General features: G+C 63.0%; 22 protein-coding genes. 11 read left to right on the forward strand and 11 right to left on the reverse strand.

The annotated features are described in order from the left end of the window. Nucleotides 1-252: 252 nt before the first annotated feature. Complete coding sequence (locus NMG70_RS18215; protein ID WP_254025838.1) at nucleotides 253-1,380, reverse strand: S-(hydroxymethyl)glutathione dehydrogenase/class III alcohol dehydrogenase; 1,128 nt, start codon at nucleotides 1,378-1,380, stop codon at nucleotides 253-255. Between the two features lie 201 nt (nucleotides 1,381-1,581). Between NMG70_RS18215 and NMG70_RS18220 the strand changes: the two genes are divergently transcribed. From NMG70_RS18220 to NMG70_RS18230, 3 genes are all read left to right on the forward strand, one after another. After that, nucleotides 1,582-3,594 carry an acetyl-CoA carboxylase biotin carboxylase subunit gene (locus tag NMG70_RS18220; protein WP_254025839.1) on the forward strand — a complete coding sequence of 671 codons (2,013 nt, stop codon included), beginning with the start codon at nucleotides 1,582-1,584 and terminating at the stop codon, nucleotides 3,592-3,594. A 360-nt stretch (nucleotides 3,595-3,954) separates the two neighbouring features. After that, on the forward strand, nucleotides 3,955-7,482 hold the full coding sequence (dnaE, locus tag NMG70_RS18225) for a DNA polymerase III subunit alpha (protein ID WP_254025840.1): 3,528 nt from the start codon (nucleotides 3,955-3,957) through the stop codon (nucleotides 7,480-7,482). Between the two features lie 84 nt (nucleotides 7,483-7,566). Beyond that, nucleotides 7,567-8,367: a potassium channel family protein gene (locus NMG70_RS18230; RefSeq protein WP_254026227.1), complete on the forward strand. Its 801-nt coding sequence runs from the start codon at nucleotides 7,567-7,569 to the stop codon at nucleotides 8,365-8,367. Nucleotides 8,368-8,573: 206 nt separating this feature from the next. Here the strand turns inward: NMG70_RS18230 and NMG70_RS18235 are convergent, their stop codons facing one another. Next, nucleotides 8,574-9,455 (reverse strand): DMT family transporter, encoded by an 882-nt coding sequence (locus NMG70_RS18235; RefSeq protein ID WP_254025841.1) that lies wholly within the window; start codon nucleotides 9,453-9,455, stop codon nucleotides 8,574-8,576. A gap of 180 nt (nucleotides 9,456-9,635) precedes the next feature. Between NMG70_RS18235 and NMG70_RS18240 the strand changes: the two genes are divergently transcribed. Then, nucleotides 9,636-10,142 carry a hypothetical protein gene (locus NMG70_RS18240; protein WP_254025842.1) on the forward strand — a complete coding sequence of 169 codons (507 nt, stop codon included), beginning with the start codon at nucleotides 9,636-9,638 and terminating at the stop codon, nucleotides 10,140-10,142. A 97-nt stretch (nucleotides 10,143-10,239) separates the two neighbouring features. Here the strand turns inward: NMG70_RS18240 and NMG70_RS18245 are convergent, their stop codons facing one another. After that, nucleotides 10,240-11,568 carry a DNA polymerase IV gene (locus NMG70_RS18245; protein ID WP_254025843.1) on the reverse strand — a complete coding sequence of 443 codons (1,329 nt, stop codon included), beginning with the start codon at nucleotides 11,566-11,568 and terminating at the stop codon, nucleotides 10,240-10,242. A 65-nt stretch (nucleotides 11,569-11,633) separates the two neighbouring features. Between NMG70_RS18245 and NMG70_RS18250 the strand changes: the two genes are divergently transcribed. The 3 genes from NMG70_RS18250 (at nucleotide 11,634) to NMG70_RS18260 (ending at nucleotide 13,690) form a co-directional block, all read left to right on the forward strand. After that, the gene (locus tag NMG70_RS18250; protein ID WP_254025844.1) at nucleotides 11,634-12,209 is read left to right on the forward strand and encodes a GNAT family N-acetyltransferase; all 576 of its coding nucleotides are present in this window, start codon (nucleotides 11,634-11,636) and stop codon (nucleotides 12,207-12,209) included. A gap of 142 nt (nucleotides 12,210-12,351) precedes the next feature. After that, on the forward strand, nucleotides 12,352-13,074 hold the full coding sequence (locus NMG70_RS18255) for a DUF6065 family protein (protein ID WP_254025845.1): 723 nt from the start codon (nucleotides 12,352-12,354) through the stop codon (nucleotides 13,072-13,074). Nucleotides 13,075-13,426: 352 nt separating this feature from the next. Next, the gene (locus NMG70_RS18260; protein ID WP_254025846.1) at nucleotides 13,427-13,690 is read left to right on the forward strand and encodes a hypothetical protein; all 264 of its coding nucleotides are present in this window, start codon (nucleotides 13,427-13,429) and stop codon (nucleotides 13,688-13,690) included. 271 nt (nucleotides 13,691-13,961) lie between these two features. Here NMG70_RS18260 and NMG70_RS18265 read toward each other — a convergent pair whose 3' ends face one another. The 3 genes from NMG70_RS18265 to NMG70_RS18275 are packed head-to-tail and all read right to left on the reverse strand — an operon-like array spanning nucleotide 13,962 to nucleotide 15,608. After that, the gene (locus tag NMG70_RS18265; protein ID WP_254025847.1) at nucleotides 13,962-14,753 is read right to left on the reverse strand and encodes an anti-sigma factor family protein; all 792 of its coding nucleotides are present in this window, start codon (nucleotides 14,751-14,753) and stop codon (nucleotides 13,962-13,964) included. After that, nucleotides 14,750-15,292 carry an RNA polymerase sigma factor gene (locus NMG70_RS18270; RefSeq protein ID WP_254025848.1) on the reverse strand — a complete coding sequence of 181 codons (543 nt, stop codon included), beginning with the start codon at nucleotides 15,290-15,292 and terminating at the stop codon, nucleotides 14,750-14,752. The genes NMG70_RS18265 and NMG70_RS18270 overlap by 4 nt, the downstream gene beginning before the upstream one ends. Nucleotides 15,293-15,347: 55 nt before the next feature. Further along, complete coding sequence (locus tag NMG70_RS18275; protein ID WP_254025849.1) at nucleotides 15,348-15,608, reverse strand: hypothetical protein; 261 nt, start codon at nucleotides 15,606-15,608, stop codon at nucleotides 15,348-15,350. Nucleotides 15,609-15,773: 165 nt separating this feature from the next. On the opposite strand from NMG70_RS18275, the gene NMG70_RS18280 reads away from it, so the two are divergent. Further along, nucleotides 15,774-16,853 (forward strand): S8 family serine peptidase, encoded by a 1,080-nt coding sequence (locus tag NMG70_RS18280; protein ID WP_254025850.1) that lies wholly within the window; start codon nucleotides 15,774-15,776, stop codon nucleotides 16,851-16,853. Between the two features lie 149 nt (nucleotides 16,854-17,002). Further along, a complete protein-coding gene (locus NMG70_RS18285; RefSeq protein ID WP_254025851.1) occupies nucleotides 17,003-18,496 on the forward strand; it encodes a hypothetical protein in 1,494 nt (497 codons plus the stop codon). 24 nt (nucleotides 18,497-18,520) lie between these two features. Here NMG70_RS18285 and NMG70_RS18290 read toward each other — a convergent pair whose 3' ends face one another. Further along, on the reverse strand, nucleotides 18,521-18,820 hold the full coding sequence (locus NMG70_RS18290) for a DUF3572 domain-containing protein (RefSeq protein ID WP_128168995.1): 300 nt from the start codon (nucleotides 18,818-18,820) through the stop codon (nucleotides 18,521-18,523). A gap of 248 nt (nucleotides 18,821-19,068) precedes the next feature. Here NMG70_RS18290 and NMG70_RS18295 point away from each other — a divergent pair, with 248 nt between their 5' ends. Together NMG70_RS18295 and NMG70_RS18300 are read left to right on the forward strand one after the other, a co-directional pair. Then, a complete protein-coding gene (locus NMG70_RS18295) occupies nucleotides 19,069-19,425 on the forward strand; it encodes a response regulator (RefSeq protein WP_281035461.1) in 357 nt (118 codons plus the stop codon). Nucleotides 19,426-19,458: 33 nt separating this feature from the next. After that, complete coding sequence (locus NMG70_RS18300) at nucleotides 19,459-20,832, forward strand: PleD family two-component system response regulator (RefSeq protein WP_254025852.1); 1,374 nt, start codon at nucleotides 19,459-19,461, stop codon at nucleotides 20,830-20,832. A gap of 389 nt (nucleotides 20,833-21,221) precedes the next feature. Here the strand turns inward: NMG70_RS18300 and rpmG are convergent, their stop codons facing one another. The 4 genes from rpmG to NMG70_RS18320 all read right to left on the reverse strand — a co-directional run bounded on the left by rpmG (nucleotide 21,222) and on the right by NMG70_RS18320 (nucleotide 24,136). Then, the gene (gene rpmG / locus NMG70_RS18305; RefSeq protein WP_006201775.1) at nucleotides 21,222-21,389 is read right to left on the reverse strand and encodes a 50S ribosomal protein L33; all 168 of its coding nucleotides are present in this window, start codon (nucleotides 21,387-21,389) and stop codon (nucleotides 21,222-21,224) included. Nucleotides 21,390-21,643: 254 nt separating this feature from the next. Continuing rightward, on the reverse strand, nucleotides 21,644-22,099 hold the full coding sequence (locus tag NMG70_RS18310; RefSeq protein ID WP_254025853.1) for a YqfO family protein: 456 nt from the start codon (nucleotides 22,097-22,099) through the stop codon (nucleotides 21,644-21,646). A gap of 105 nt (nucleotides 22,100-22,204) precedes the next feature. Further along, nucleotides 22,205-23,380 (reverse strand): MFS transporter, encoded by a 1,176-nt coding sequence (locus NMG70_RS18315; protein ID WP_254025854.1) that lies wholly within the window; start codon nucleotides 23,378-23,380, stop codon nucleotides 22,205-22,207. A 21-nt stretch (nucleotides 23,381-23,401) separates the two neighbouring features. Beyond that, nucleotides 23,402-24,136 carry an NUDIX hydrolase gene (locus NMG70_RS18320; protein WP_254025855.1) on the reverse strand — a complete coding sequence of 245 codons (735 nt, stop codon included), beginning with the start codon at nucleotides 24,134-24,136 and terminating at the stop codon, nucleotides 23,402-23,404. Nucleotides 24,137-24,165: the final 29 nt, after the last annotated feature.

Raw genomic sequence — 24,165 nt, forward strand, 5'->3', positions numbered from 1 at the left:
ATTCGAGCGGTCAAAGGTCGGCGCTGCCCCTCATCCGCCTGCCGGCACCTTCTCCCCGTATAGTGACGGGGCGAAGGGGCTGACCGCAACCTCGGCACGTTTTCTGCCACGCTGGAGATTGGCGAAATCCTATGCGAAGGCGTCTTTCTCCCGTCACTATACAGTCACTATGGAGAAACGCCCGGCAGGGCAATGAGGGGCAGCGCAAACCTGAAGCGATTGCCTTGCTTCCTCCCGCCACGTCGCGAATTCTTAATAAACCACCACGCTCCTGATGCTCTTGCCCTCATGCATCAGGTCAAAACCCTTGTTGATGTCCTCCAGCTTCAGCGTGTGGGTGATCATCGGGTCGATCTCGATCTTCTTCTCCATGTACCAGTCGACGATCTTGGGCACGTCGGTGCGGCCGCGCGCGCCCCCGAAGGCGGTGCCCATCCAGGTGCGTCCGGTGACCAGCTGGAACGGCCGCGTCGAGATCTCCTGGCCGGCGCCGGCAACGCCGATGACCACCGACTTGCCCCAGCCGCGGTGCGATGCCTCAAGCGCCTGGCGCATCACCTTGGTGCTGCCGGTGCAGTCGAACGTATAGTCGGCGCCGCCGATCTGGTCGGCGCCGCGCTTGGTCATGTTGACGAGATGGGGCACGATGTCGCCGTCGATCTCCTTCGGATTGACGAAATGCGTCATGCCGAATTTCTCGCCCCATTCCTTCTTGTCGTTGTTCAGGTCGACGCCGATGATCATGTCGGCGCCGGCGAGGCGCAGCCCCTGGATGACGTTGAGGCCGATGCCGCCGAGGCCGAAGACGGCGGCCGTGGCACCGATCTCGACTTTGGCAGTGTTGATCACCGCGCCGATGCCGGTGGTGACGCCGCAGCCGATGTAGCAGATCTTGTCGAAGGGGGCGTCGGGATTGACCTTGGCCAGCGCGATCTCGGGCAGCACGGTGAAGTTGGAGAAGGTCGAGCAGCCCATATAGTGGAAGATCTTGTCCTTGCCGATCGAGAAGCGCGACGAGCCGTCTGGCATCAGGCCTTGTCCCTGGGTGGCGCGGATCGCGGTGCACAGATTGGTTTTTCTGGACAGGCAGGACGGGCATTGCCGGCATTCCGGGGTGTAGAGCGGGATGACGTGGTCACCCTTCTTGACCGAGGTGACGCCCTTGCCGACATCGACGACGATTCCCGCACCCTCATGGCCGAGGATCGCCGGAAAGATGCCTTCGGGATCGGCGCCCGACAGCGTGAATTCGTCGGTGTGGCAGATGCCGGTCGCCTTGATCTCGACCAGCACCTCGCCGTCGCGCGGGCCGTCGAGGTCGACCTCCAGGATCTCCAGCGGCTTTCCGGCGGCGACTGCGACAGCGGCGCGGGTTTTCATCAGCATCTCCTCTCAGGGCAAATCTGCAATCGGGGCCGAGCATTAGCGTATATGCAGGTTCTGGACTATGGGACGAATTGACAGTTCATAGCCGGGTTTGGTCGGCGCCAGCCGACTTGCGCCCGGGGGATATGCGCCAACTTGCCTTGACCGGCCGGGCGAAGCCCATAAAAGAAAGGCAGCCGAGGGAACGCAACCCGCATGTTCACAAAAATCCTGATCGCCAATCGTGGCGAGATCGCCTGCCGCGTCATCAAGACGGCGCGCAAGATGGGCATCGCCACCGTCGCGGTCTATTCGGATGCCGATCGCGACGCCGTACATGTCGAGATGGCCGACGAGGCTGTGCATATCGGGCCTTCGCCGGCCGCTGAGAGCTATCTGGTGCCGGAGAGGATCATCGCCGCCTGCAAGGCGACAGGTGCTGAAGGCGTGCATCCCGGCTACGGGTTTTTGTCCGAACGCGCATCCTTCTGTGAAGCGCTGGAGAAAGAAGGCATCGTCTTCATCGGCCCGAAACCCAGAGCGATCAGGGCGATGGGCGACAAGATCGAGTCGAAGAAATTCGCCAATGCAGCCAAGGTCAGCACGGTGCCAGGCTGGCTCGGCGTCATCGAGAATGCCGTCGATGCGGAAAAGATCGCCGGCGAGATCGGCTATCCCGTGATGATCAAGGCCTCGGCCGGCGGCGGCGGCAAGGGAATGCGCATCGCCTGGAGCAAGGCCGAGGTGCGCAACGGGTTCGACCGGGCGCGGTCGGAGGCCAAGAGCTCCTTCGGCGACGACCGCGTCTTCATCGAGAAGTTCGTGGTCGATCCGCGCCATATCGAGATCCAGGTGCTGGCCGACGCGCATGGCAATGCGCTCTATCTCGGCGAGCGCGAATGCTCGATCCAGCGCCGCAACCAGAAGGTCGTCGAAGAGGCGCCTTCACCTTTCCTCGACGCCAAGACCCGGAAAGCCATGGGCGAGCAGGCGGTGGTGCTGGCCAGTGCGGTCGACTACCAGAGCGCCGGCACGGTCGAGTTCATCGTCGATAGTGAAAAGAACTTCTATTTCCTTGAAATGAATACGCGATTGCAGGTCGAGCATCCGGTGACCGAGCTCGTCACCGGCATCGACCTGGTCGAGCAGATGATCCGCATAGCGGCCGGCGAAAAGCTCGCCATCAAGCAAAGCGACGTCAAGCTGAACGGCTGGGCGGTGGAAAGCCGGCTCTACGCCGAGGACCCGTATCGCAATTTCCTGCCGTCGATCGGCCGACTGACGAGATACCGGCCGCCGCAAGAGGGACAGTTCGGCGACATCCTCATCCGCAACGATACCGGGGTCACCGAGGGTTCGGAAATCTCGATGTTCTATGACCCGATGGTCGCCAAGCTGTGCACCTGGGCGCCGACGCGGCTCGCGGCAATCGACGCCATGTCGGAAGCGCTCGACAGTTTTGTCGTCGACGGCATCGAGCACAACATGCCGTTTCTGGCAGCACTTATGCAGCATCCGCGCTGGCGGGAAGGGCGGATATCGACCGCCTTCATATCAGAGGAATATCCCGACGGCTTCGCGCCGATCGTGCCTGATAGCGAGGAAAAGGCCGTGCTCGCAGCCGTCGCCACCGCGGTCGAACTGCTGCGCCGCGACCGGCTCGACCGGCTGGGCGGGCGGCTGGCGCCGCATTCGGGTGTCCTGAAACGCGACTGGGTGGTCAAGATCGGCAAGGATTACCTTTCGGTCTCGGTTATCGAAGGCATGATCTCCATTCCGATGGAGCTCCGTCTGTCGATCGACGGTGGCACGGCGATGACGGTGGCGTCCGACTGGCGGCCGGGCGATCTCATCTGGCGCGGAACGGTCGGCCAGCGAAGAATCGCCGCGCAGGTCAGGCCGGTGCTGAACGGCCTTCGCATCGCCTGGAAAGGCATGTCGGTGAGCGCACGCGCCATGCTGCCGCGCACCGCCGAACTCGAAAGGCTGATGCCGGAAAAAGTGGCGCCCGACACCTCCAAGATGCTGCTCTGCCCGATGCCCGGTCTTGTCGTGTCGATCGCCGTTGCCGAAGGGCAGGAGGTCAAGGCCGGCGAGACGCTGGCGGTCGTCGAGGCGATGAAGATGGAAAACGTGCTGCGCGCCGAGCGCGATCTCACCGTGTCGAAACTCAAGGCAAAACCGGGCGACAGTCTCGCCGTCGATGCGGTGATCATGGAATTCGCGTGAGGATAGATGCCGTCACTTGTCACCACCGACAGTTGTAAGGCAATCGCATTGGTTGGCGCTGCCCCTCTTTGCCCTGCCGGGCATTTCTCCCGTATAGTGACGGGGAGAAAGAGGCCTTCGCAAAGGATTTCGCCAATCACCAGCGTTGCAGAATGGGTGCCAAGGTTGCGGCCAGCCCCCCTTCGCCCCGTCACTTGTACGGGGAGAGGTGCCGGCAGGCGGATGAGGTGCAGCGCCAGCATCGACAATTGGCCGGTCAAACGCTGATGGTTTAGCGCCGGCTCTCGCTGGACTCGCATCGTCCGGTGCCGGACAATACATCTTCATCGAATGAGTCCTTTCAAACGGCGCTAAAAATCCATGGCGAATGAGACACTTCCACGCGATCCGTTGCGGCGCGAGGCCTTTGTGAAGGCGTCGCGGCCGGAAGCGCCGGCGCGGCCGTTCATTCATCTGCGTGTGCATTCGGCCTATTCGCTGCTCGAAGGGGCTTTGCAACTCGGCACGGTCGTCGCCCATGCGGTGAGGGATGACGCCCCGGCCATTGCCGTCACCGACACCAATAATCTGTTCGGCGCGCTCGAATTCGCACAAAAGGCGGTGAAGGAGGGTATCCAGCCGATCATCGGCTGCCAGACCGCTCTCGCTTTTTCCGGTGAAGCCAGCGACAGCCAGCGCGACCGCAGGCGGCAAGGCCCGGAAATGCGACCCGTGGTTTTGATCGCGGCGACCGGGGCCGGCTACAGCAATCTGGTCAGGCTGATCAGCCGGGTCTATTTGGAAACGCCGCCCGGCGAGGCCGTGCATCTGACGACCGAGATGCTGGAAGGCCATTGCGACGGCCTGATCTGTCTCAGCGGCGGGCCGCGCGGCCCGATCGGCAACGCGCTGAAAGAGGACCGCCGTGACCTCGCCGAGACGCGGCTTCTGGCGCTCAAGGCGCTGTTCGGCGACCGGCTCTATGTCGAGCTGGAACGGGTTTCCGGCTATGACCGGGCCATCGAGAAATCGTCAGTCGACCTCGCCTATATCAATGACTTGCCGCTGGTTGCCACCAACGAGGCGTTTTTCTCCTCGCGCGACGACTATGAGGCGCATGATGCGCTGATCGCCATCGCCGAAGGGTCGGTCGTCGCCGTCGACAATCGCCGGCGGCTGTCGCCCGACAATTTTCTGAGAAGCCAGGCCGACATGGCGAGGCTGTTCGCCGATCTGCCGGAGGCGATCGACAACACCGTCGAGATCGCGCTGCGCTGCTCCTATTATCCCAAGACCCGCAACCCGATCCTGCCGCGCTTTGCCGGCGGCGATGTCGCCGACGCCGACGCGGCGGTGAAGGCGGAGGCGCAGGAGCTTGCCAGACAGGCGCATGAGGGACTGGAGGCGCGGCTCACCGCGCACGGCCTGGCCCCTGGCTTTACGGTCGAGCAATACCGCGAACGGCTGGAATTCGAGCTCGGCATCATCGAGAAGATGAAATTCCCCGGCTACTTCCTGATCGTCGCCGACTTCATCAAATGGGCGAAGGCGCAGGGCATTCCGGTCGGGCCGGGGCGCGGTTCGGGCGCCGGCTCGCTGGTCGCGTATTCGACGACCATCACCGACATCGATCCGCTGCGCTTCTCGCTGCTGTTCGAGCGCTTCCTCAATCCCGACCGCGTGTCGATGCCCGACTTCGACATCGATTTCTGCCAGGACCGGCGCGAGGAGGTCATCCGCTACGTCCAGCAGAAATATGGCCGCGACCAGGTCGGCCAGATCATCACCTTCGGCACGCTGCAGGCCCGCGCGGTGCTGCGCGATGTCGGCCGCGTGCTGCAGATGCCCTATGGCCAGGTCGACAAGCTCAGCAAAATGGTGCCGTCGAACCCTGCCAATCCGGTCAAGCTCGCCGACGCCATCGCCAACGAGCCGCGTTTTGCCGAGGAGGCGGAGCGCGAGCCGATCGTGCAGACGCTGCTCGACATGGCGCAGAAGCTGGAAGGGCTCTACCGCCACGCCTCGACGCATGCCGCCGGCATCGTCATCGGCGACCGGCCGCTGTGGGAGCTGGTGCCGATGTACCGCGACCCGCGCTCCGACATGCCGGTGACCCAGTTCAACATGAAGTATGTCGAGCAGGCCGGGCTGGTGAAGTTCGACTTCCTCGGCCTGAAGACGCTGACGGTGCTGGAGACCGCGGTCAAGCTGATCCGCCGCCGCGGCATCGAGATCGATCTCGCCCACATTCCGCTCGAGGACCCCGACACCTACGCGATGCTGTCGCGCGGCGAAGTGGTCGGCGTGTTCCAGGTGGAAAGTGCCGGCATGCGCAAGGCGCTGATCGGCATGCGGCCCGACTGCATTGAGGACATCATCGCGCTGGTCGCGCTTTACCGGCCGGGCCCGATGGAGAACATCCCGACCTACAACGCCAGAAAGCATGGCGAGGAGGAGATGGCGTCGATCCATCCGAAGATCGACCATCTGGTCAAGGAGACGCAAGGCGTCATCGTCTACCAGGAGCAGGTGATGCAGATCGCGCAGGAGCTTGCCGGATATTCGCTCGGCGAAGCCGACCTGCTGCGCCGCGCCATGGGCAAGAAGATCCGCGCCGAGATGGACAAGCAGCGCGAGCGCTTCGTCTCGGGCGCGATCGAGCGTGGCGTCGGCAAGCCGCAAGCCGACTTCATTTTCGACCTGCTGGCAAAGTTCGCCGACTACGGTTTCAACAAGTCGCATGCCGCCGCCTATGCGGTCGTCTCCTACCAGACGGCCTATCTGAAGGCGCACTACCCGGTCGAGTTCCTGGCCGCGTCGATGACGCTCGACATGGGCAACACCGACAAGCTCGCCGATTTCCGCCAGGACGCGCTGCGCCTCGGCATCGATGTCGTGGCGCCGTCGGTGATGACTAGCTTCCGCGCCTTCGAAGTCGGCGAGAACCGGATCTTCTATTCGCTGGCCGCGCTCAAGGGCGTCGGTGACGCGGCGGTCGAGCATATCGTCGCCATGCGCGGCGAAAAACCGTTCAAGAGCCTCGCCGATTTCTGCGAAAGGGTCGACCCGAAGATCGTCGGCAAGCGCGTCTTCGAAAGCCTGATCATGGCCGGCGCGCTCGACTGCTTCGGCCACGAGCGCGCTGCGATGATGGCTGGCGTCGAGCGGATGATGGGGCTGGCCTCGCTGGCGCAGCAGAATGCAATGTCGGGCCAGCACGACATTTTCGGCGCCTCGCTCGGCGCACAGTCGCAGGCGCTCAACCTGCCGGCGACCGACCCGTGGCTTGCCGCCGACCGCCTGCACCGTGAATTCCAGGTGGTCGGCTTCTATCTCTCGGCGCACCCGCTGGACGAATACAAGGCGGCGCTGCAGAAGATGCGGGTGCAGACCTGGGCCGAGTTCTCGGCTGCCGTCAAACGCGGCGCTGCCGCCGGGCGGCTTGCCGGCACCGTCACCACCAAGCAGGAGCGCAAGACACGCACCGGCAACAAGATGGGCGTCGTGCAGTTCTCCGACACGTCGGGCCAGTATGAAGCAGTGCTGTTTTCCGAAGGGCTGGCGCAGTATCGCGACCTGCTCGAGCCCGGCCGTTCGGTGGTGATCACCGTTTCGGCCGAGGACAGGCCCGAAGGCGTCAATCTGCGCATCCAGACCGTGCAGTCGCTGGAAGACGAGGCAAGCCGCATCCAGAAGGCCCTGCGCATCTTTGTCAGGGACGACCGGCCGGCGTCGGCGATTCAATCGCAGCTTACCCAGCGCGGCGACAGCCAGGTGAGTATCATCGTCATCAAGGATGAGGCGCAGGGCGAGGTCGAGATCGAACTGCCCAATCGTTACCGCGTCTCGCCACAGATCGCGTCGGCCATGCGCGCTGTGCCGGGCGTGGTGGAAGTGGAGCTTGTCTAGGGCCAGACCTGCGGCTGCCGCAACGCCCAAAGCATGGCGCTGCACCACTGGACGGCCGCCGTGGCGAAGGCTATCGCAATGGTCATGAAGCCTGCAGACAAGGACGGGTCGGAGTTTTCAGGCCTGGCACGGCTGCGCGACAAATTGCGCAAGCTTTATCACGGGCGCACGCCTGCGGCTTTCCGGTTTCAACTGGCGGCTGTTATCATCGACCTTGCCATCATCGCCTTCTTCATCGCCACACCGGTGATCCAGGAGTCGCCTTCGTTCCTCTGGCTCGACTATTCTGTCGCAGCCCTTGTCGCCGCCGACATGATTGCGCGGCTGCTTGCCTCCAACGACATGCTGCGCCTGATGAAACAGCCGGCGTCGTGGGTCGACGCTTTCATCCTGCTGACGCTGCTGATGCCTTCAGCGCTGGCCAATCTGGGTTTTCTGCGTATATTGCGGCTGTGGTCGCTGTCGCGCAGCGGCGCGCTGTGGCGGTTCTTCGAGATGCGCGGCCTCAAAAGATGGCGCGAGGCAAGCCACGCAGTCATCAATCTCCTGACATTCCTGTTTGTCGTCACCGGTTTCGTCTACACCTTCTTCTTCCGCACCGGGGCCGGTCTCGAAGGCTATGTCGATGCGCTGTATTTCACCGTCGCCACGGTGACCACGACCGGCTTCGGCGACATCGTCCTGCCGGGGATAGCCGGGAAGCTCACCTCGATCGTCACCATGATCATCGGCATATCGCTGTTCGTCAGGTTGGCACAGGCGCTCTTCCGTCCCAACAAGGTCTTCTTCCCGTGCCCGCAATGCGGCCTTCAGCGGCATGAAGCCGACGCCGTTCACTGCAAGGCCTGCGGGCATCTCCTCAACATACCCGACGAAGGCGACTGAAATGCCGGGCTAATGCATGTCGCGCAAAAGTTTGCAGCGGTTTTGCGATAACGACATGCATAAACAACAACCTAAAGCGCGTCGCATGAGGTCGGTCAAACGCGACGCGCTTTAGAGCGCGGTTTTGTGGAACCAAAACCGCGCTCTAGCTCTTTGCCTTAACGCATTTTGTCGGACGCCAAACGAAGACGTTTGGCTGCAAAATGCTAAGATGCTGCCACTTCCGCAGGTTTGGTCGCTTTTTTCTGCAGGTTGAGCAGATTGCCCAGCAGGATCAGCAAGGCGCCGCCGGCGGTGAAAGCGTCGATCTGCTCCTGATACAGCAGCCAGCCGATCAGCGCCGACAGCGGCACGCGCAAAAAGTCCATCGGCGAGATGACGGTGGCGTCGGCATAGGCGAGTGCGCGCGCCATGCAGAAATGCGACGACATTCCGGTGAAGGCGATCAGCAGGATCCACGGCCACAATTCGAGCGGCGGGTTGCGCCATTCGTAGAGCGCCGGGATCAGGCCGAGCACCGACTGGATGACCAGCATCCAGAAGATGATGCACACGACGCTGTCCGTCCGCGTCAGCGATTTGACCAGGACCACGGATATACCGAAGCAGGCCGCGGCACCCAGCACGACAACATGTCCCGGATCGACGGAGCTGACGCCCGGACGGACGATGATCAGCACACCGATCAGCCCGAGCATGATCGCCGCAAGTCTTGGCCGGCTTAGTCTTTCACCAAGAAAGCCGACCGCCAGAATGGCCGTCCAGATCGGCGTCGTGAATTCGATGGAGATCAGCACGGCCAGCGGGATCAATGTCAAGGCGTAGAGCCATGCCGCCTGGCCGACAAAATGGACGACGTTGCGGGCGATATGGGCCGTGGGGCGTTTGCTGCGCATTGCCGCAAAACCGCCTGACATCGTCACCAGCGGCAGGAGGATGAAGAGGCCGATCACCGAGCGCAGCTCCAGCACCTGGAAGACGTTGAGCTCGGCGGTCGTGGCGCGGCCGGCGACCGACATCGTCAGGAACGATGCGATCGACAGCGCCATCCAGAACGCGGCCTTGGGGATCGAGGGAGAGGGTGCCATGCGCGCTATGTCGCAAGCCGGGACTTTCACTGCAACCGCTAGTCAACGCATTCGGCTGGGCCAGAGCGGCACGTCGCAAAACGGTCATGCTGAGGGCGGAACCTGCCGTCACGGCGAGCGTTGGTCCAACAGCCAGTTTGTTTGGAAATATCGTCGTTTCGATATCAACGAGGAGATCCCATGAAATCATTCGCACGATTTGCACTTGCCGGCTGCCTGGCGGCTGCGGCCGGCGCGGCTGATGCCGACGAGGCCGATTTTCTTCGCTCGTTCGAGGGGAATTTTGCCGGCAAGGGCACCGTCAAGGTAACCACCGAGGCGCCGACGGTGAACGTCTCCTGCCGCTTCAATTCCGACGCGACATCGAGTTCATTGTCGCTGGACGGCACCTGCCGCGGTCTTGTCGTGGTGACGCGTGCCATCAGTGCCGATCTGAAGTCCAGCGGGACGAAGTACACCGGCACCTATGTCGGATCCCGCACCGGGCCGGCGCAGCTCAGCGGCAAGCGCTCGGGCAATGCGATCAATCTCGGCATCCGCTGGGCCAAGGAGGTCAACGGCGATCGCACCGCGCAAATGACCGTCGAGAAGAACGGCGAGGACGGCATGCGGCTGACCGTTATCGACGTCGACCCGAAAACCGGCGAGCGCGTGATGACCAGCCGGATCGATTTGCGACGCATCTGAAGGGGCCGCTTTACCTTTCTTGTTTGAGCGTGATCTTTCCGAAAACTGCATCCGCTTTTCGTTTGCGCGGACCTTCGGTTCGGGGTCATGCCATAACCTAGTCCTCGATCGGCTCGGGCGGGTGGACGTTGCGGCCCTTGCCGAAGGTGTAGCCGGTCTCAACCGCCCTGCGGCCGAACTTGTCGCGCAACGTGTCGATGGCTCCTTCGGCCATGGCACGCTTGCGTGACTGGCTATCGACGAGGTCGGGTGGATCGGCCTTTTCGTCATTCGAGAGGTCGCTGACGCCGATGCCGAGCAGCCGGTATCTGGTGCCGTCCGCTTCCTTGCGCAGCAGCTCGAGCCCAGTCGAGAAAATGCGGTCGGCCAGCCGTGTCGGATCGCCGAGCTGCCGGTTGCGCGTGCGGATCTTGAAATCCTGGGTCTTCAGCTTCAGCACGACGGTGCGCCCGGCAATGCCGGATTTCTTCAGCCGCCCCGAGACTTTTTCCGACAGCGCTCTCAGCACCGAAACCAATTCATCGAGTGAGGCAATGTCGGTGTCGAAAGTGGTCTCTGCCGAAACGCTTTTCGCATCCTGGTCGGGGTGGACGCGGCGGTCGTCCTCGCCGCGTGAAAGATGGTAGAGCCGGTCTCCCATGACGCCGTAGCGGCGCATCAGGTCGCTGCGCTCCATGCGCTGCAACTGGCCGATGGTGCGGATGCCGTCCCGCTCAAGCGTGGCGGCGAAGGCTTTTCCCACACCCCAGATCAGCGTCACCGGTTGCTCGGCCAGAAAGCCGGTCGCCTCGGCCTCGCCAATCACCGAATAGCCGCGCGGCTTGCGAAAGTCCGACGCCACCTTGGCCAAGAACTTGCAGTAGGAAAGGCCTGATGAAACGGTGATGCCGATCTCTTTCTCCACACCCAACGCAAAGCGCGCCAGCACCACCGCCGGCGGCAAGCCATGCAGGCGCTCGGTGCCGGCAAGGTCAAGAAACGCTTCGTCGATGGAGATCGGCTCGACCAGCGGCGTCAGCGCCTGCATCATGGCGCGCACCTCGCGGCCGACCCGCGCATATTTTTCCATGTTAGGCGGGATGACGACCGCTTCCGGACAGGCTTCGAGCGCCTTGAACATCGGCATCGCCGAGCGCACCCCGTGGATACGGGCGATGTAGCAAGCGGTGGAGACGACGCCGCGTTTGCCGCCGCCGATGATCAACGGCCGGTCCTTCAGCGCCGGGTTGTCGCGCTTTTCGACCGCCGCGTAAAACGCGTCGCAGTCGATATGGGCAAGATGCAGCCGGTAGAGCTCCGGATGGCGGGCAAGCCGTGGGCTGCCGCAGCGTTCGCAGCGCCGTGCCGCGCCGCGCTGCAAGGTCAGGCAGTCGCGGCAAAAACCGTGATCGGGATTGTTGACAGGAGCCGCCATTGCTGCGAACATAAAGAGAACAAATGCAATGGTACGTCAGGACGGACGCCACGACAAGCGGCGGGCCGAGAGAGTTCATGAATAAGACCATAGCGCCGGTCGTGCCCGAGCTTTGGGCGGATTTTGAAGATCTTTTCGGTAAACAGGGCGCCTGCTACGGCTGCTGGTGCACACATTTCCGGCTGTCGCCGGCAGCGCGCCGCGCCAGCAACCGGGAGCGCAACAAGGACCACATCAAGGCGCGGATCGAGGCCGGGCCGCCACCGGGCCTGTTGGCGTTCGAGGATGGCAAGGCGGTCGGCTGGATGCAGATCGGCCCGCGTGCCGACGTGCCCGAATGGAACAACAAGGGCAGGGGGTCGGCGCCAGTCGATCCCGCCGACGCCATCGATCCGGGCGTCTGGGCGATCTCCTGCTTCTTCATCCGCGTCAAGGCGCGCGGCAGAGGGATAACGCACCGGCTGGTCGAAGGCGGCATCGAATTTGCTCGCCAGAATGGCGCGCGGCTGGTCGAGGCATGTCCGATCGACCTGTCGAAAGATTCGCGTTCGATCGGGCTGTTCGTCGGCTCGTCGCGGGTGTTCGAGAAAGCCGGCTTCGAGAGGCTGGTAGAGCGCAAGGCAGGCCGGCCGCTGATGCGATTGGTGCTTTAGCCAACGCTGCTGGCGCGCCGCTGTCGCTCTGCTGCGGCCAAACTATCGTGGTCTGCCTGCATCAATCAGACGGTTGACGTCCACCCGGGAATAAATCCGGCTCCGGCCCGTTCCTCCTCGGATTTTTCCATGGAGGCCATCGATGTTTCATTTTTCCCAGACTTCTCAGAAGACCTCTCGCTCGATCCGGTTTGCCTGTCGGCCGGAAGATCATGGCGTCATCGCGCCGCCAGTGGCGGCCAAGACGGTCCTGCCGGATTGGTTCCGCAAACTGCCGGCGGTCGATCCGCAGCAAGCCTCGGCCACCAACAACGGCCTGACCGTCAAGCGCTGCATGCCGTTTCTCGACGCGATGACAACCGGCTGGATCCTGCCGCTCGCGGCGACCGTCCGCCTCGAGATCAAGGATGGCGGCAGCGCCGTCGATGCCGGCTGGGAGTTCGACAGGGTGATGGTCAGCAATCATGGCGCCCATCAGGTCGCCGGCAATCCGAAGGAACCGGCACCGCCATGCAAGTTTCACAATTACTGGTCAATCCGAACCCCGCCGGGCTGGAGTTGTTTGTTCCTGCCGCCGCTCAATCGGCCGGCTCAGCCTTTTGAATGCGTCGCCGGCATCGTTGATACCGACACCTATGCAGCCCACATCCATTTTCCGTTCTTTGCGACGGCGCCGGATGGCCTCTACGTCATCGAAAAGGGAACGCCGCTAGTCCAGGTCTTACCGTTTCGCCGCGAAGATGTGGCGCTCAAGGCCGAGATCCAGGCGGAAACGGGAGCCGAGGCGACAGAGCGCGAAACGGTCTACCGCAACACGATTGCCAGCGAAGGCTGGTATCGCAAATGGGCCCGCGCGGCCCGCTAGAATTTTTGCCGGAGAAGAAATCCGAAACGGGGCCGCTGGCCCCGTTTCTTTGTGGAGCGCGGCCGACTGTCAGTCGAAGCGCACCGCCGCTTTATCTTGACGCGTCGGGGCCGATCGGCAGCGAACGTCCACGGTCGCTTTCAGCGGCCATCTCAGTGGCAGATCGCAAACCTTCGAGAGTAGCCGAAGCATCCCTCCACTTCGTCATCCCAGGGTCTGCGCCGCGTCGCTTCGCTCCTTGCTCCGCCCTGGGACGACCAAGTCGTGGTGGCCTATGCCAATCGCCAGCGATGCGAAACGGGGGCCGGCTGGCCCCCGTTTGTCTGGGGATTGTGTAGAGCGGCGGGTTTTCATGTCGAAGCGCGCCGTCGCTCTATCGCCCTGCCGACGTCAACGCCGCCAGTTGCGCGACCACCCGCGATCCGAACCGTTCGAGTTCGAGTTGGAGGAACTGTTCGACGATGAGTTCGAATTCGAGTTGCTCGACGAATTGGAGCTGGAGTTCGACGACGAGTTCGAATTCGAATTGCTCGACGAATTAGAGCTGGAATTCGACGAACCGTTGGACGACGAATTGGAACTCGAATTTGACGAGCTGTTGCCAGCGACGATGTAGGCACCCTCGCTTTGGCTGCTCATTGTGGCCGGCGGACGCTCGGTTTCCGGCGCCGCCGCGGGATGCTCCTTCGCCTGCGCCGCGGTGCCCGCGAGCGCTGCCATTCCTGCGACCAGTGCCGACTTGAGTTTCCAGTGTCTTGCCATGGTAGTTACTCCTTGTTTCAGACCGGACCGGCAGTTGCGGCCCGGCGGAGTAACGGGCGATTGCCGGCTTTATTCCATTCAAAGAAAGTTGGATTCCATTCAGAGCAAGCCGGGCCGTCGCAGTTTCACTTCCGGTCCTTCCGACGGACCTCGGCCAGCGCCTGGATTTCCTCCTCGGCTGACATCGGAGCGCCTGCTTCGATCGCCGAAAGATAGGCGTCGAGGGCTTCGGTCGACGAGGCCGGGGCATAGCCTCCGGCGTCGCCCGGCGCCACGACCGCGAAGCTGACGCGCCATTCGTCGCCGGAACGGCAGGCGACCGACACCACCGTGGAGCGGTCCTGCGAGTCGACCTCGAATTCGCGGCATAAATCCTGCGCATCGTTACGGAACGTAGCGATAGCCCGGAACCGGTCGCTGATCCCGGCGAGCTTGATTTCCTTGCCGGACTCGACCGTTTCAAGGGCTTGGGCCAGGGCCGGCCTGATGACGCTGGCAACCCACAAGCCGCCCTGCGTGCGTTCGTTGGTGGCTGCTGCCCAATACCCGGCGAGCCCGCCGACAACGGCCGCCGCGAGTGAGGCGGCAATTGGCAGCATCCATCGAGACCTCGAAGCAGGCCCTGCTACGCGCCCGCTGCCGAAGGGCAATATCGATGCCGCCGCCGCTTTCTCGCCGGCACGCTTGGCCTCGATCATCTGCTCGACGGCCGCGACAAGTTTTTCGGGAACCGGCTCGTCGTGCAGCGGCTTCAGCGCGGCCTGCGCCTGCGCTCTGGTTTCGATGAACACAGCAATCCTGGCAACCAGACGGTCGTCCGTTTCCATCGCCTGCTCGATCCTGGCGACCATGTCCGGATCAAGCTCACCATCGGCGAACCGCATCAGGATCTCATCCGAAAAAGTCTCTTCGGTCATTTTGCAGCCCCTTTTGTGACCGGATAACGGGTCGGCGCCGAAGATATTCCAGTCGCCTCCGCCAGATTCTTCCTCGCTCGAGCCAGCCTGCTCATCACCGTCCCGATCGGCACGGCGAGGACTTCCGCGGCTTGCCTGTAGGAAAGCTCTTCGACACAGACCAGAAGCAGCACGTCGCGCTGGTCGGCGGCGAGTTCGCCTATGGCTTGCGCCACGCTGTTCAGCGCCAGCCGCGCCTCCACCTCGCGCTCACCGGAAATGCCGGCGATGTCATGGCGCTCGTCGATATCGTCCTGCGGGCCGGCGACCTTGCGCTTGCGGATGTCGTCGATCCACAGATTTCTCAGAATCTTGAACATCCACGCGTCGAAGCGCGTCCCTGGCTCGAAACGCCGCTCGTTGGCGAGCGCCCGTTCGCAGGCGCGCTGGACAAGATCGTCCGCGATGTCGCGGGACCGGCACAGCGCAATCGCGAACCGGCGCAGATTCGGGAGAAAAGCGACAAGCTGATCTTGGACGCGGTCGGCTTTTTCCGGCATGTTGCTCCAAGTTCTGGAATAAGGCGGCCCCGCGCCCGTTCCTCGCAACGCTAGCTTATTGCCGGACAGCTCCGCTAGCCTCGCGATGTTGAAAATCGGCGACGGCCGGAATGTGAGGGAGACTATGCGCGCCACCTCCTGGTTGAGACGAAAAGCCCTGCTGCTTTTTTGGGTCGCCGTCGCATTGCTCGTCGATCCTCAGGCGCCGAGCGGCCAACTGGGGCTCGGCGAGTTCGGACCAAGCTCGGCGTTCGCCGACGACGACGGTGGCGGTGACGATGGCGGTGGTGATGACGGTGGTGATGACAGGGGTCAATCCGGCGCTTCGTCTGGTGGGTCGCGAACGACATCCCGCCGATCGACCGGTCCGAACCTGTTTCGCACGCTGACGGATCGGTTTCTTCCGCGCCCGCCAAGGCGCAGCGGCAGGCGTGCGCAACGGCCAGCCGTCCCTTTGCCGTCTCGGGCACCGGACCAGATCGTGGCAACCGGGCTGAGTTCGGCTGAGATCGGTCGGCTTCAGGCAACCGGCTTCACCGTACTGGACCGTGCCGACATTCAGCTTCTTGGATCGGAGCTGATTCGGCTGCGCATTCCAGCCAATATGCCGCTGGAGGCTGCGCGCGATCTTGTCATCGATGCCGCTCCGCAGTCGACGGCAGATTTCGTGCATTACTACCGGCCCGGACAGGAAGCCGAATGTGCCGGGCCGCACTGCGCTGCCGCGGGCCTGATCGGCTGGCCGGCCGGTACCGGACTGCCAGCCGGCTGCGGTGGCAATGTCACGATCGGCCTTATCGACACGGCGATCAATCCTGCGCATGCCGCCTTCGCGAAAGGCCGGGTCGAAGTTCTTCGCCTGTCGGACGACGGCGTTCCCGAGTCCGGCCGCCAGCACGGCACCGCCGTTGCGGCCCTGCTTGTCGGCGGCGCCGACAGCCGTACTCCCGGCCTGCTGCCGCACGCCAGGCTCATCGCGGTCGATGCGTTTCATCGGGGCGATCGCCAGGACGACCGCTCGGACGCCTACGATCTGCTTCGCGCGCTCGATCTTCTTTCGGCGCGCGGCGTGCAGGTGACGAATATGAGCCTGTCGGGACCTGCGAATGCGCTTCTCGAGCAGGTTGTCCGAAGACTCTCCGAACGCGGCATGGTGATCGTCGCCGCCGCCGGCAATGGCGGCCCGAAAGCCGGGCCTGCCTATCCGGCGGCCTACGCTGAAGTGATCGCGGTAACGGCGGTTGACCGCATGAAGCGCCCCTACAGGCGTGCCGGCCGTGGCGAGCACATCGACCTGGCCGCTCCCGGCGTCCAAGTGTGGACGGCCGCGTCGGTCAGCGGCGCACGGCCGAAGACCGGCACCTCCTTCGCGGCGCCCTTCGTCACCGCGGCCGCTGCCTTGATGAAATCGGCAAACAGCAACGCCACCGCAGTCGACATTCAAGACGCGCTCGGCAAGTCGGCAGAAGATCTCGGCGCTCCGGGCAAGGACGCCGTCTTCGGCTGGGGCCTGCTCAACGTCCGCGCCGCTTGCGTCGTCACGTCGAAGAAGGCGACGTGAAGCTCCACAGTCGATGCCGGAGGATAGCGGGGGGCGAAGGCTCGTTATGGATCGGCTCCCAAGCCCCAACGAGGGGATTGCACCCCGCCGGTTTCCGCTTACGGTTGCGGCTGGAGTTTTTACCACAGAAATAGCAACGGAGATTCTGCGTGAATCGTGTTCTGCCGGCCGTCTTTGTCCTCGCGCTCAGCGCCCCTGCCTTCGGCCAGACCGTCGACGGTGAGGGTGCCAAGCAGCTCTCCGAAAATCTGTCCCGCTATATCGGCAGCAAGGCGATCGACAGCGGGTTCCTGAAGGTTTCGGTGGAAGGCGACGCCTACAAACTCGCCGTCGATTTCAAACCTGTCGTGGACCTGCTGGCGGCGCAGCATTCCTTCAAGTTCGACTTCAGTCCCTACGCATTGCTCGTCAAGCCAAGCAGCAACGGGACATGGAGCGTCTCGGCGGATATGTCGCAAAGCGGGTCCTTCGAGTTCAAGGGGCCGGAGGGCCCGCAGAGCATGCAGTTCTCGATTACAGACGGCAAGTTTTCCGGCGTCTACGATCCCGAACAGGCGGCTTTCACCAGCGCCACACAGTCGATAGCCGGGATGACGATGAATTCCAGGGACACCGCGCAGCGCGCCAAGGTGAGCACCGGCGCCGGTACGGCCACCATGAACGCAAGCAAAGCTGCGAATGGCGGCGTGGATTTCACCGCGACGCAGACGCTCGCCGATTTCAGCGAAGCGCTCGACTTTGACGATCCCAAGAGCGGGCTGAAATTCCCGCTCACGATCAAATCGCCAAAGCTGTCGGTGAACGCGACCGGCAAAGGCGTGCGGACCAAGCCGCTTCTCGATCTGCTGGCATTTGCCGTGGCCAATGAAGACGAGGCCAGGCTGAAGGCCAACCAGGCGCAGCTCAAATCGCTCTTGCTCGCCGCGCTGCCGCTGTGGGAGCGGATCGACGGAACCTACGGGTTCAAGGATCTCACCGTCGAAAGCCCGGTCGGGCATTTCGGTGCGACTGAGCTGGACACAGGCTTCGGGACCGACGGCATCGCCCAGAACGGAGCAATCAACTATTCGATCAAGGCCGCTGGACTGAAGATCCCTCACAATCTTGTGCCCGCCTGGGGCACGCCACTGCTGCCCACCGATGTCAGTCTGAATTTCGGCGGCGCCAATATCGATCTCGACAGCATGGCGAAGAAGGCGATCGAAGCCTTTGATCTGAACAAGAATCCACCGCTGCCGGCCGACTTCGGCGACACCTTGACCGCCGATTTCATGGCCAAAATGCCGAAATTTGTCATCGGCCACAGCACGGTGAAAAACGGCGACATGGAAATCGCGATGGAAGGCGAGATGACGTTCGCCGGCATGAAGCCCGAGGCCAATGTGACCATCGATATCGCAGGCTATGATAAGATTGTGGAAAGCCTGCAGGCGGCAGCGAAGTCGGAGCCGGAAGCCGCGCAATATGTGCCGGTGGCGCTTGCGATCAAGGGATTCGGCAAGACGCTGCCGGACGGCCGCATCGAATGGGTCGTCAACGGCAAGCCGGACGGTTCGGTCACCGTCAACGGTGTCATGGTGAAGCCGGCCGATCCGGTTGCGAATGATGACGGCGACGACAGCGAAGAAGAAACGACGCCGTAGGCGCTTTGGCGATCCGATCGTCGCTCATATCGAATGCTCATGATCGTCGTCGCCAAGCGGCAGCGCCCGCAGCGCCCTGCCGACGGAAGCCGGCGGCGTGCCGGTTTCCGCGGCGAACCGCATGAGCGTCGGCTCGTGGGCGAGGATGAACTGCAGCACGCCGGCCAGGAATCCCGGCTCGCCAGCCGCCTGGCGGATCGAATGCGCCTCGATGCCGGTGATCGCCAGGAAGCGGGGCAGAAGTTCCGGATCGGCGGCGACGAAGCCCAATGCCTTCACGGCAATGGTTTCCGCTTCCTCGCGCATTGACCCTGGGTTTGCCATCACTACCTTCTTGTGGGTGGAATGAGTCTCTTTTGGCAGTAATCGCAAGCGTCGCCTGCGGCAAGCCATCTGTCTCTGCAATGCGGAGTTCGCGGTGAAATCCGAAGCTTTTCCGGCAGCCGGTTTCCGTTTCGTCAATTATCTCGCGGTAGAGTCGAGCAGGGTTTGGTGCGTACCGGCGAGGGCGCATGACGGCAACCTTCGAGCGGAAGGCAGGCCGGGACGGGAATTTGATGCCTAAGAAGGTCATGATCGTCGAGGACAATGAGCTCAACATGAAGCTCTTTCGGGACCTCATCGAAGCGAGCGGTTACGAGACGGTACGCACGCGCAACGGTCTGGAAGCGCTGGATCTGGCGCGACTGCACAGGCCGGACCTCATTTTGATGGACATCCAACTGCCCGAAGTGTCGGGGTTGGAAGTGACCAAATGGCTGAAGGAGGACGACGACCTCCATGTCATCCCGGTCATTGCCGTCACCGCATTCGCGATGAAGGGCGATGAGGAGCGCATCCGCCAGGGTGGCTGCGAAGCCTATATTTCCAAGCCGATCTCGGTGCCGCGTTTCATCGAAACCATCAAATCCTACCTGGGCGACGCCTGATGCGCCCTTCTAGCCGAGCCGGAGCTTTATGAGATGACCGCACGGATCCTCGTCGTCGACGACATCCCTGCCAATGTCAGGCTGCTCGAGGTCCGGCTGCTTGCCGAATATTTCGAGGTGCTGACCGCCACCAACGGGCCTGACGCGATCGAGACCTGCGAAAACGGCAAGGTCGATGTCGTGCTGCTCGACGTGATGATGCCTGATATGGACGGGCTCGAGGTCTGCCGCCGGCTGAAGAGCGATCCGGCGACGTCGCACATCCCTGTCGTCATGATCACCGCGCTCGACCAGGTTTCGGACCGGGTGCGCGGCCTTGAGGCCGGTGCGGACGATTTTCTGACCAAGCCAGTCAACGATCTGCAATTGATGACGCGCGTCAAAAGCCTGGTCAGGCTGAAGACTTTGACTGATGAGCTGCGCCTGCGCGCCTCGACCACGCGCAATATCGGCATCGAGGAGCTGTTGAGCCGCAACTTCGCATCCGCGGACACGACGCCGAAGGTTCTGCTGATCGACGAGCGCAAATCCTCCTTTGAGCGCGTCCAGAAAATGCTGCGCGGCAGCGCCGACCTCGACATCGCCACCGATCCGCATGCCGGCTTCTTCCAGGCCGCCGAGACGCCATATGAATGCGTGATGATCTCGACGGGTTTTGCCGATTTCGATCCGCTCAGGCTCTGCTCGCAACTGCGTTCGCTCGATCGCACCCGTTTCGTGCCGATCATCCTTCTGGCGGAGCAGGGTGAGGAGGGGCGCATCGTCCGCGGCCTCGAGCTCGGCATCAACGATTTCCTGATGCGGCCGATCGACCAGCAGGAGCTAACCGCTCGGCTGCGCACGCAGGTGCGTCGCAAGCGTTACAACGACCAGCTGCGCGCCAGCGTCACCCAGACCATCGAGATGGCGGTCACAGACGCGCTGACGGGACTACACAATCGCCGTTACCTCGACAGCCATCTGCAGACACTGTTCGACCGCGCCGTGGCGCGGCGGCGGCCGCTGTCGGTGATGATCACCGATCTCGACCGCTTCAAGACCATCAACGACGCGCATGGCCATGACGGCGGCGACGAGGTGCTGCGCGAATTTGCGCGACGGCTGCGCAAGAATGTGCGCGGCATCGATCTCGCCTGCCGCTTCGGTGGCGAGGAGTTCGTCGTGGTGATGCCGGACACGGACGGCACGGTCGCCGAAAAGGTCGCGGAGCGTGTTCGCGCCGAGATCGCCCAGATGCCGTTTGCCGTCGGCGATGACGGCAAGACGATCGAGGTTACCGTCAGCGTCGGCGTGTCGTCGGTGCTGAAGGGTGTCGACTCGGTTGCCGGGCTGATGAAGCGGGCCGACCTCGCGCTCTACGAAGCCAAGAGCGGCGGCCGCAACCGGGTCGTCGCCAAGGCGGCGTAAGGTCCGATTATCCAGTCAATGCGACAGGGTTACGAATTTACCTTAACGCAAGCGATTCGCCTGGCTTGGTTAAGAAATTGTTGATTTTCACAGGCCGTTGCGCAAATGTGCAGGCCAATGGCGGAACCGGCGCGAGGGTTGATCGCCGGGTCGATCCGAAGAATACCCCATGATTCAGGTCCGCCGCATCTCCTGGGTCCCTGGGGTCGGCCGGCCGGCGCTGGCACATAGTGGCCTCCTCGTACCGCTGCCAAACGCCGACCGGCCCCGATTCTCGAAATGACATCAAGACTCTGCGCCAAGCGTTGGAAATTCTGGGCTTTCGAGCTTGAAAACAAAAACGCCGCCCACAGGGCGGCGTTGTTGTCTGTCTAGGGCAGGAAAGCAGATTACTTGATCTTGGTTTCCTTGAATTCGACGTGCTTCTTGGCGACTGGATCGTATTTGCGGAACGACAGCTTGTCGGTCTTGGTGCGGCTGTTCTTGCTGGTGACGTAGAAGAAACCGGTGTCGGCAGTCGACAGAAGCTTGATCTTGATGTTTGCGGCTTTGGCCATTGTATCAGTCCATTATGTTCGTGGAGTCTTGGCCGCTGGAGCACGGGAAAACACCCGGACGCGGGAAACTTGGCGCGACACATAAAGAACGCGCCCGGAAAGTCAACCCTGTGAAGGTTCGTTGTCAGGGCAATCGCTTCAGACCCGCTGCCGATCGTGGTGCCGCCGGCGAAGCTGTCGATCTCCCCCTTGCGGGGGAGATCGGCCGTCATGGCGGCTTTCGCCAAGCACCAACGCCGAAAGGCAGGGCGATTCTATGCATCTTCCTTAATTGTCGCCGCCTTCTTCCAGTCGCCCGTGGTGTTCCACCAGCGGTTCGGGTTGGAGCGGTCGTCCAATCCCTTGGAGCGGCTGGCGAGGATCGGCTGAATGCGGATCACCGGCTCCTGATAGCTGTGGACCTGGAAGATCGCCTCGACGATGCGGGCGGCCAACGCCTGGTCGTCGGGCAGCTCGAACGACACTTCCACCGTGCCCGGCCGTCGGCGCAATTCCGTCTCGGCGCCTGCAGCCGCACCATCGAGCGCCCGGTAGCGCTCGATGCCGTGCGCCGACTGGTAGGCATTGCTGTCGTATTTGCCCATGGTCAGCGGGGCGATCGCGACCACCGCTTCCATGATACGGTCGACATCGGAAGCCGGCGCCTGGAAGGTCACAAGCAGCAGCAATTCCATTCGCACCGATTTCGTTTCAAACCCGGAGTCGATCATCGCGGCATCCTCACATTCGTGGCGTGTTGCTGACAATCTACCCAGGTGCTGCTGACACGGTTATGTCAGCAGCCTTGCGCCACATGAGGCATCGATCGGGTCTTTCTACAGGATTTTTCGGACGAGCCTGGCGCCGACCAGCGCGATATAGAACGCGAAGAACATGCCGAGCGCCCAGCCAAAGCCGGAGGGGCCGAAAAGGTCCATGCCGATGCCGATCGCCTGCGGGCCGAGCACCATGCCGACACCGTAGCAGAGCACGAAGGCAGCGTTGGCAGAGGCCAGGTCGTGGCCGGAAAGCTTCGAGCCGAGATGGGCCAGGCCGATCGTGTACATGGCTGCGACAACGCCGCCCCAGACGAACAGAAGCGCCGCCATCAGATGCCAGTCCTGCGCGAAGTGCGGCATGAAGATGGTGCCGGCAAGCCCGATGGTCGCACATGCCAGAAGCAGATAACGACGGTCGCTGACACGGTCGCTGATCATGCCGAGCGGGATCTGCAACAGCACGTTGCCGAGGCCGATCATGGTGAGCAGAAGGGCGGCATCGGCCTCGGAGTAGCCGATGCGGTTGCCATAGACGGGAAACAGCGCAAAGCCGCCGGTCTCGACCGCGCCGAACACCAGCACCGCGGCGGTCGCCGTCGGCACCAACCAGATGTAGCGCAGGAAGTTGCTGGTTTCGCCGTTGGAGAGGATCGTCGGGCTCTCGTTGCGTGCCGCCAGAACTGGAATGGCGGCCAGCGTCACCAGCGCCATGATGACGCCGAAGGGCAGGAAGCCGGCGCTGCCGAGCTGGGCGAACAGCCACGGCCCGGCGGCAAAGCCGAGCGACAGCACGGTGGCGTAGATGCCCAGAACGAGACCGCGCCGGCGCGGCGGCGCTGATGTGCTGATCCAGAATTCCGAAAGGATGAAAAGCACCGTCAGCGCGATGTGCAGCAGGACGCGCAGCGGAAACCACATCCAGAAGTCCGGTGCGAAATGGAAGCCGACAAAGGCCAGCACTCCCGTGGCGATCATGGCGAGCATCGTCCTGGCGACGCCGAACCGCATCGCGAGCGGGGTGGCGAGCGGTGCGCCGGCGATCGAGGCGAGGCCGGCGACAGCGGTGTTGAAGCCGATCATCGACGCCGAATGGCCGCGCGTTTCGAGAATGACGCTGAGCAGCGGCATGCCGAGGCCGATGGCGATGCCGACGACGCTGATCGACGAGATCGCCGCGATCATCGGCAGCCAATGGACGCGTTCCTCGATCTCTTGCTGGGTATCGACGGTCATGGGATGTGAATGCTCTATGCTCTACAGAATTTCGCGAACGAGGCGATTGCGGACAAGCCGGTAGAACGGCACGGAACCACCGGGGCGCAGCAGCGGATCGTCGACGAGCCGCTTTTCCAGCTCCTCGAGGATAGCCCTGGTGATGTCGGGAATATCAGCTTCTCTGGCTTTGGCGAGCGGCAGCCAGACCAGTTCCTCCAGTTCGTTGGTCGGACCGCCGTCCGGCAGCTCCACGGCAACGTCTTCGCGCCAGGCGCTGAAGAAGCGCGTGTCGAAGCGCCGCACCCGGTTTGGCGGCGTGATGGCGCGCGCGATGAAGCGCAGCGCTTCCAGCGAGGGTCTTACGCCGTGCTCGGCAAAACCCCGCCAATCGCGCCTGGTCGTGGCGAAGGCGCCCTTTTGGCCGATCAGCAGGCCGGCTTCTTCATAGGTCTCGCGAATCGCCGACAGGGCGATGGCGCGGGCGCGGGCCGGGCTGGTGCGGCCGACCCCGGCGGTCAGCCTCGCCTGTTCCTCAGGGTGCAACGCTGTGGCAATGGGAATTCGGCTGTCGGCCGGATCGGTACGGCCACCGGGAAAGACGAATTTCCCCGGCATGAAGGCGTGACGGGCGTGGCGCCTGCCCATCAGCACCAGGAACTCGGCGCCCTTGCGGTCGAGCAGGATCAGCGTCGCGGCGTCGCGCGGGCGTATAGGCTTGGCGTCAAGCGCGATCGGCTCAACCTTGTCGACTTCCGCCTTGGTCATAACGTCCATGCGCACGACCTAGCGGAATCTTCTCCGAT

The organism is Mesorhizobium ventifaucium (assembly GCF_935822925.1).
Classification (GTDB): domain Bacteria; phylum Pseudomonadota; class Alphaproteobacteria; order Rhizobiales; family Rhizobiaceae; genus Mesorhizobium; species Mesorhizobium ventifaucium.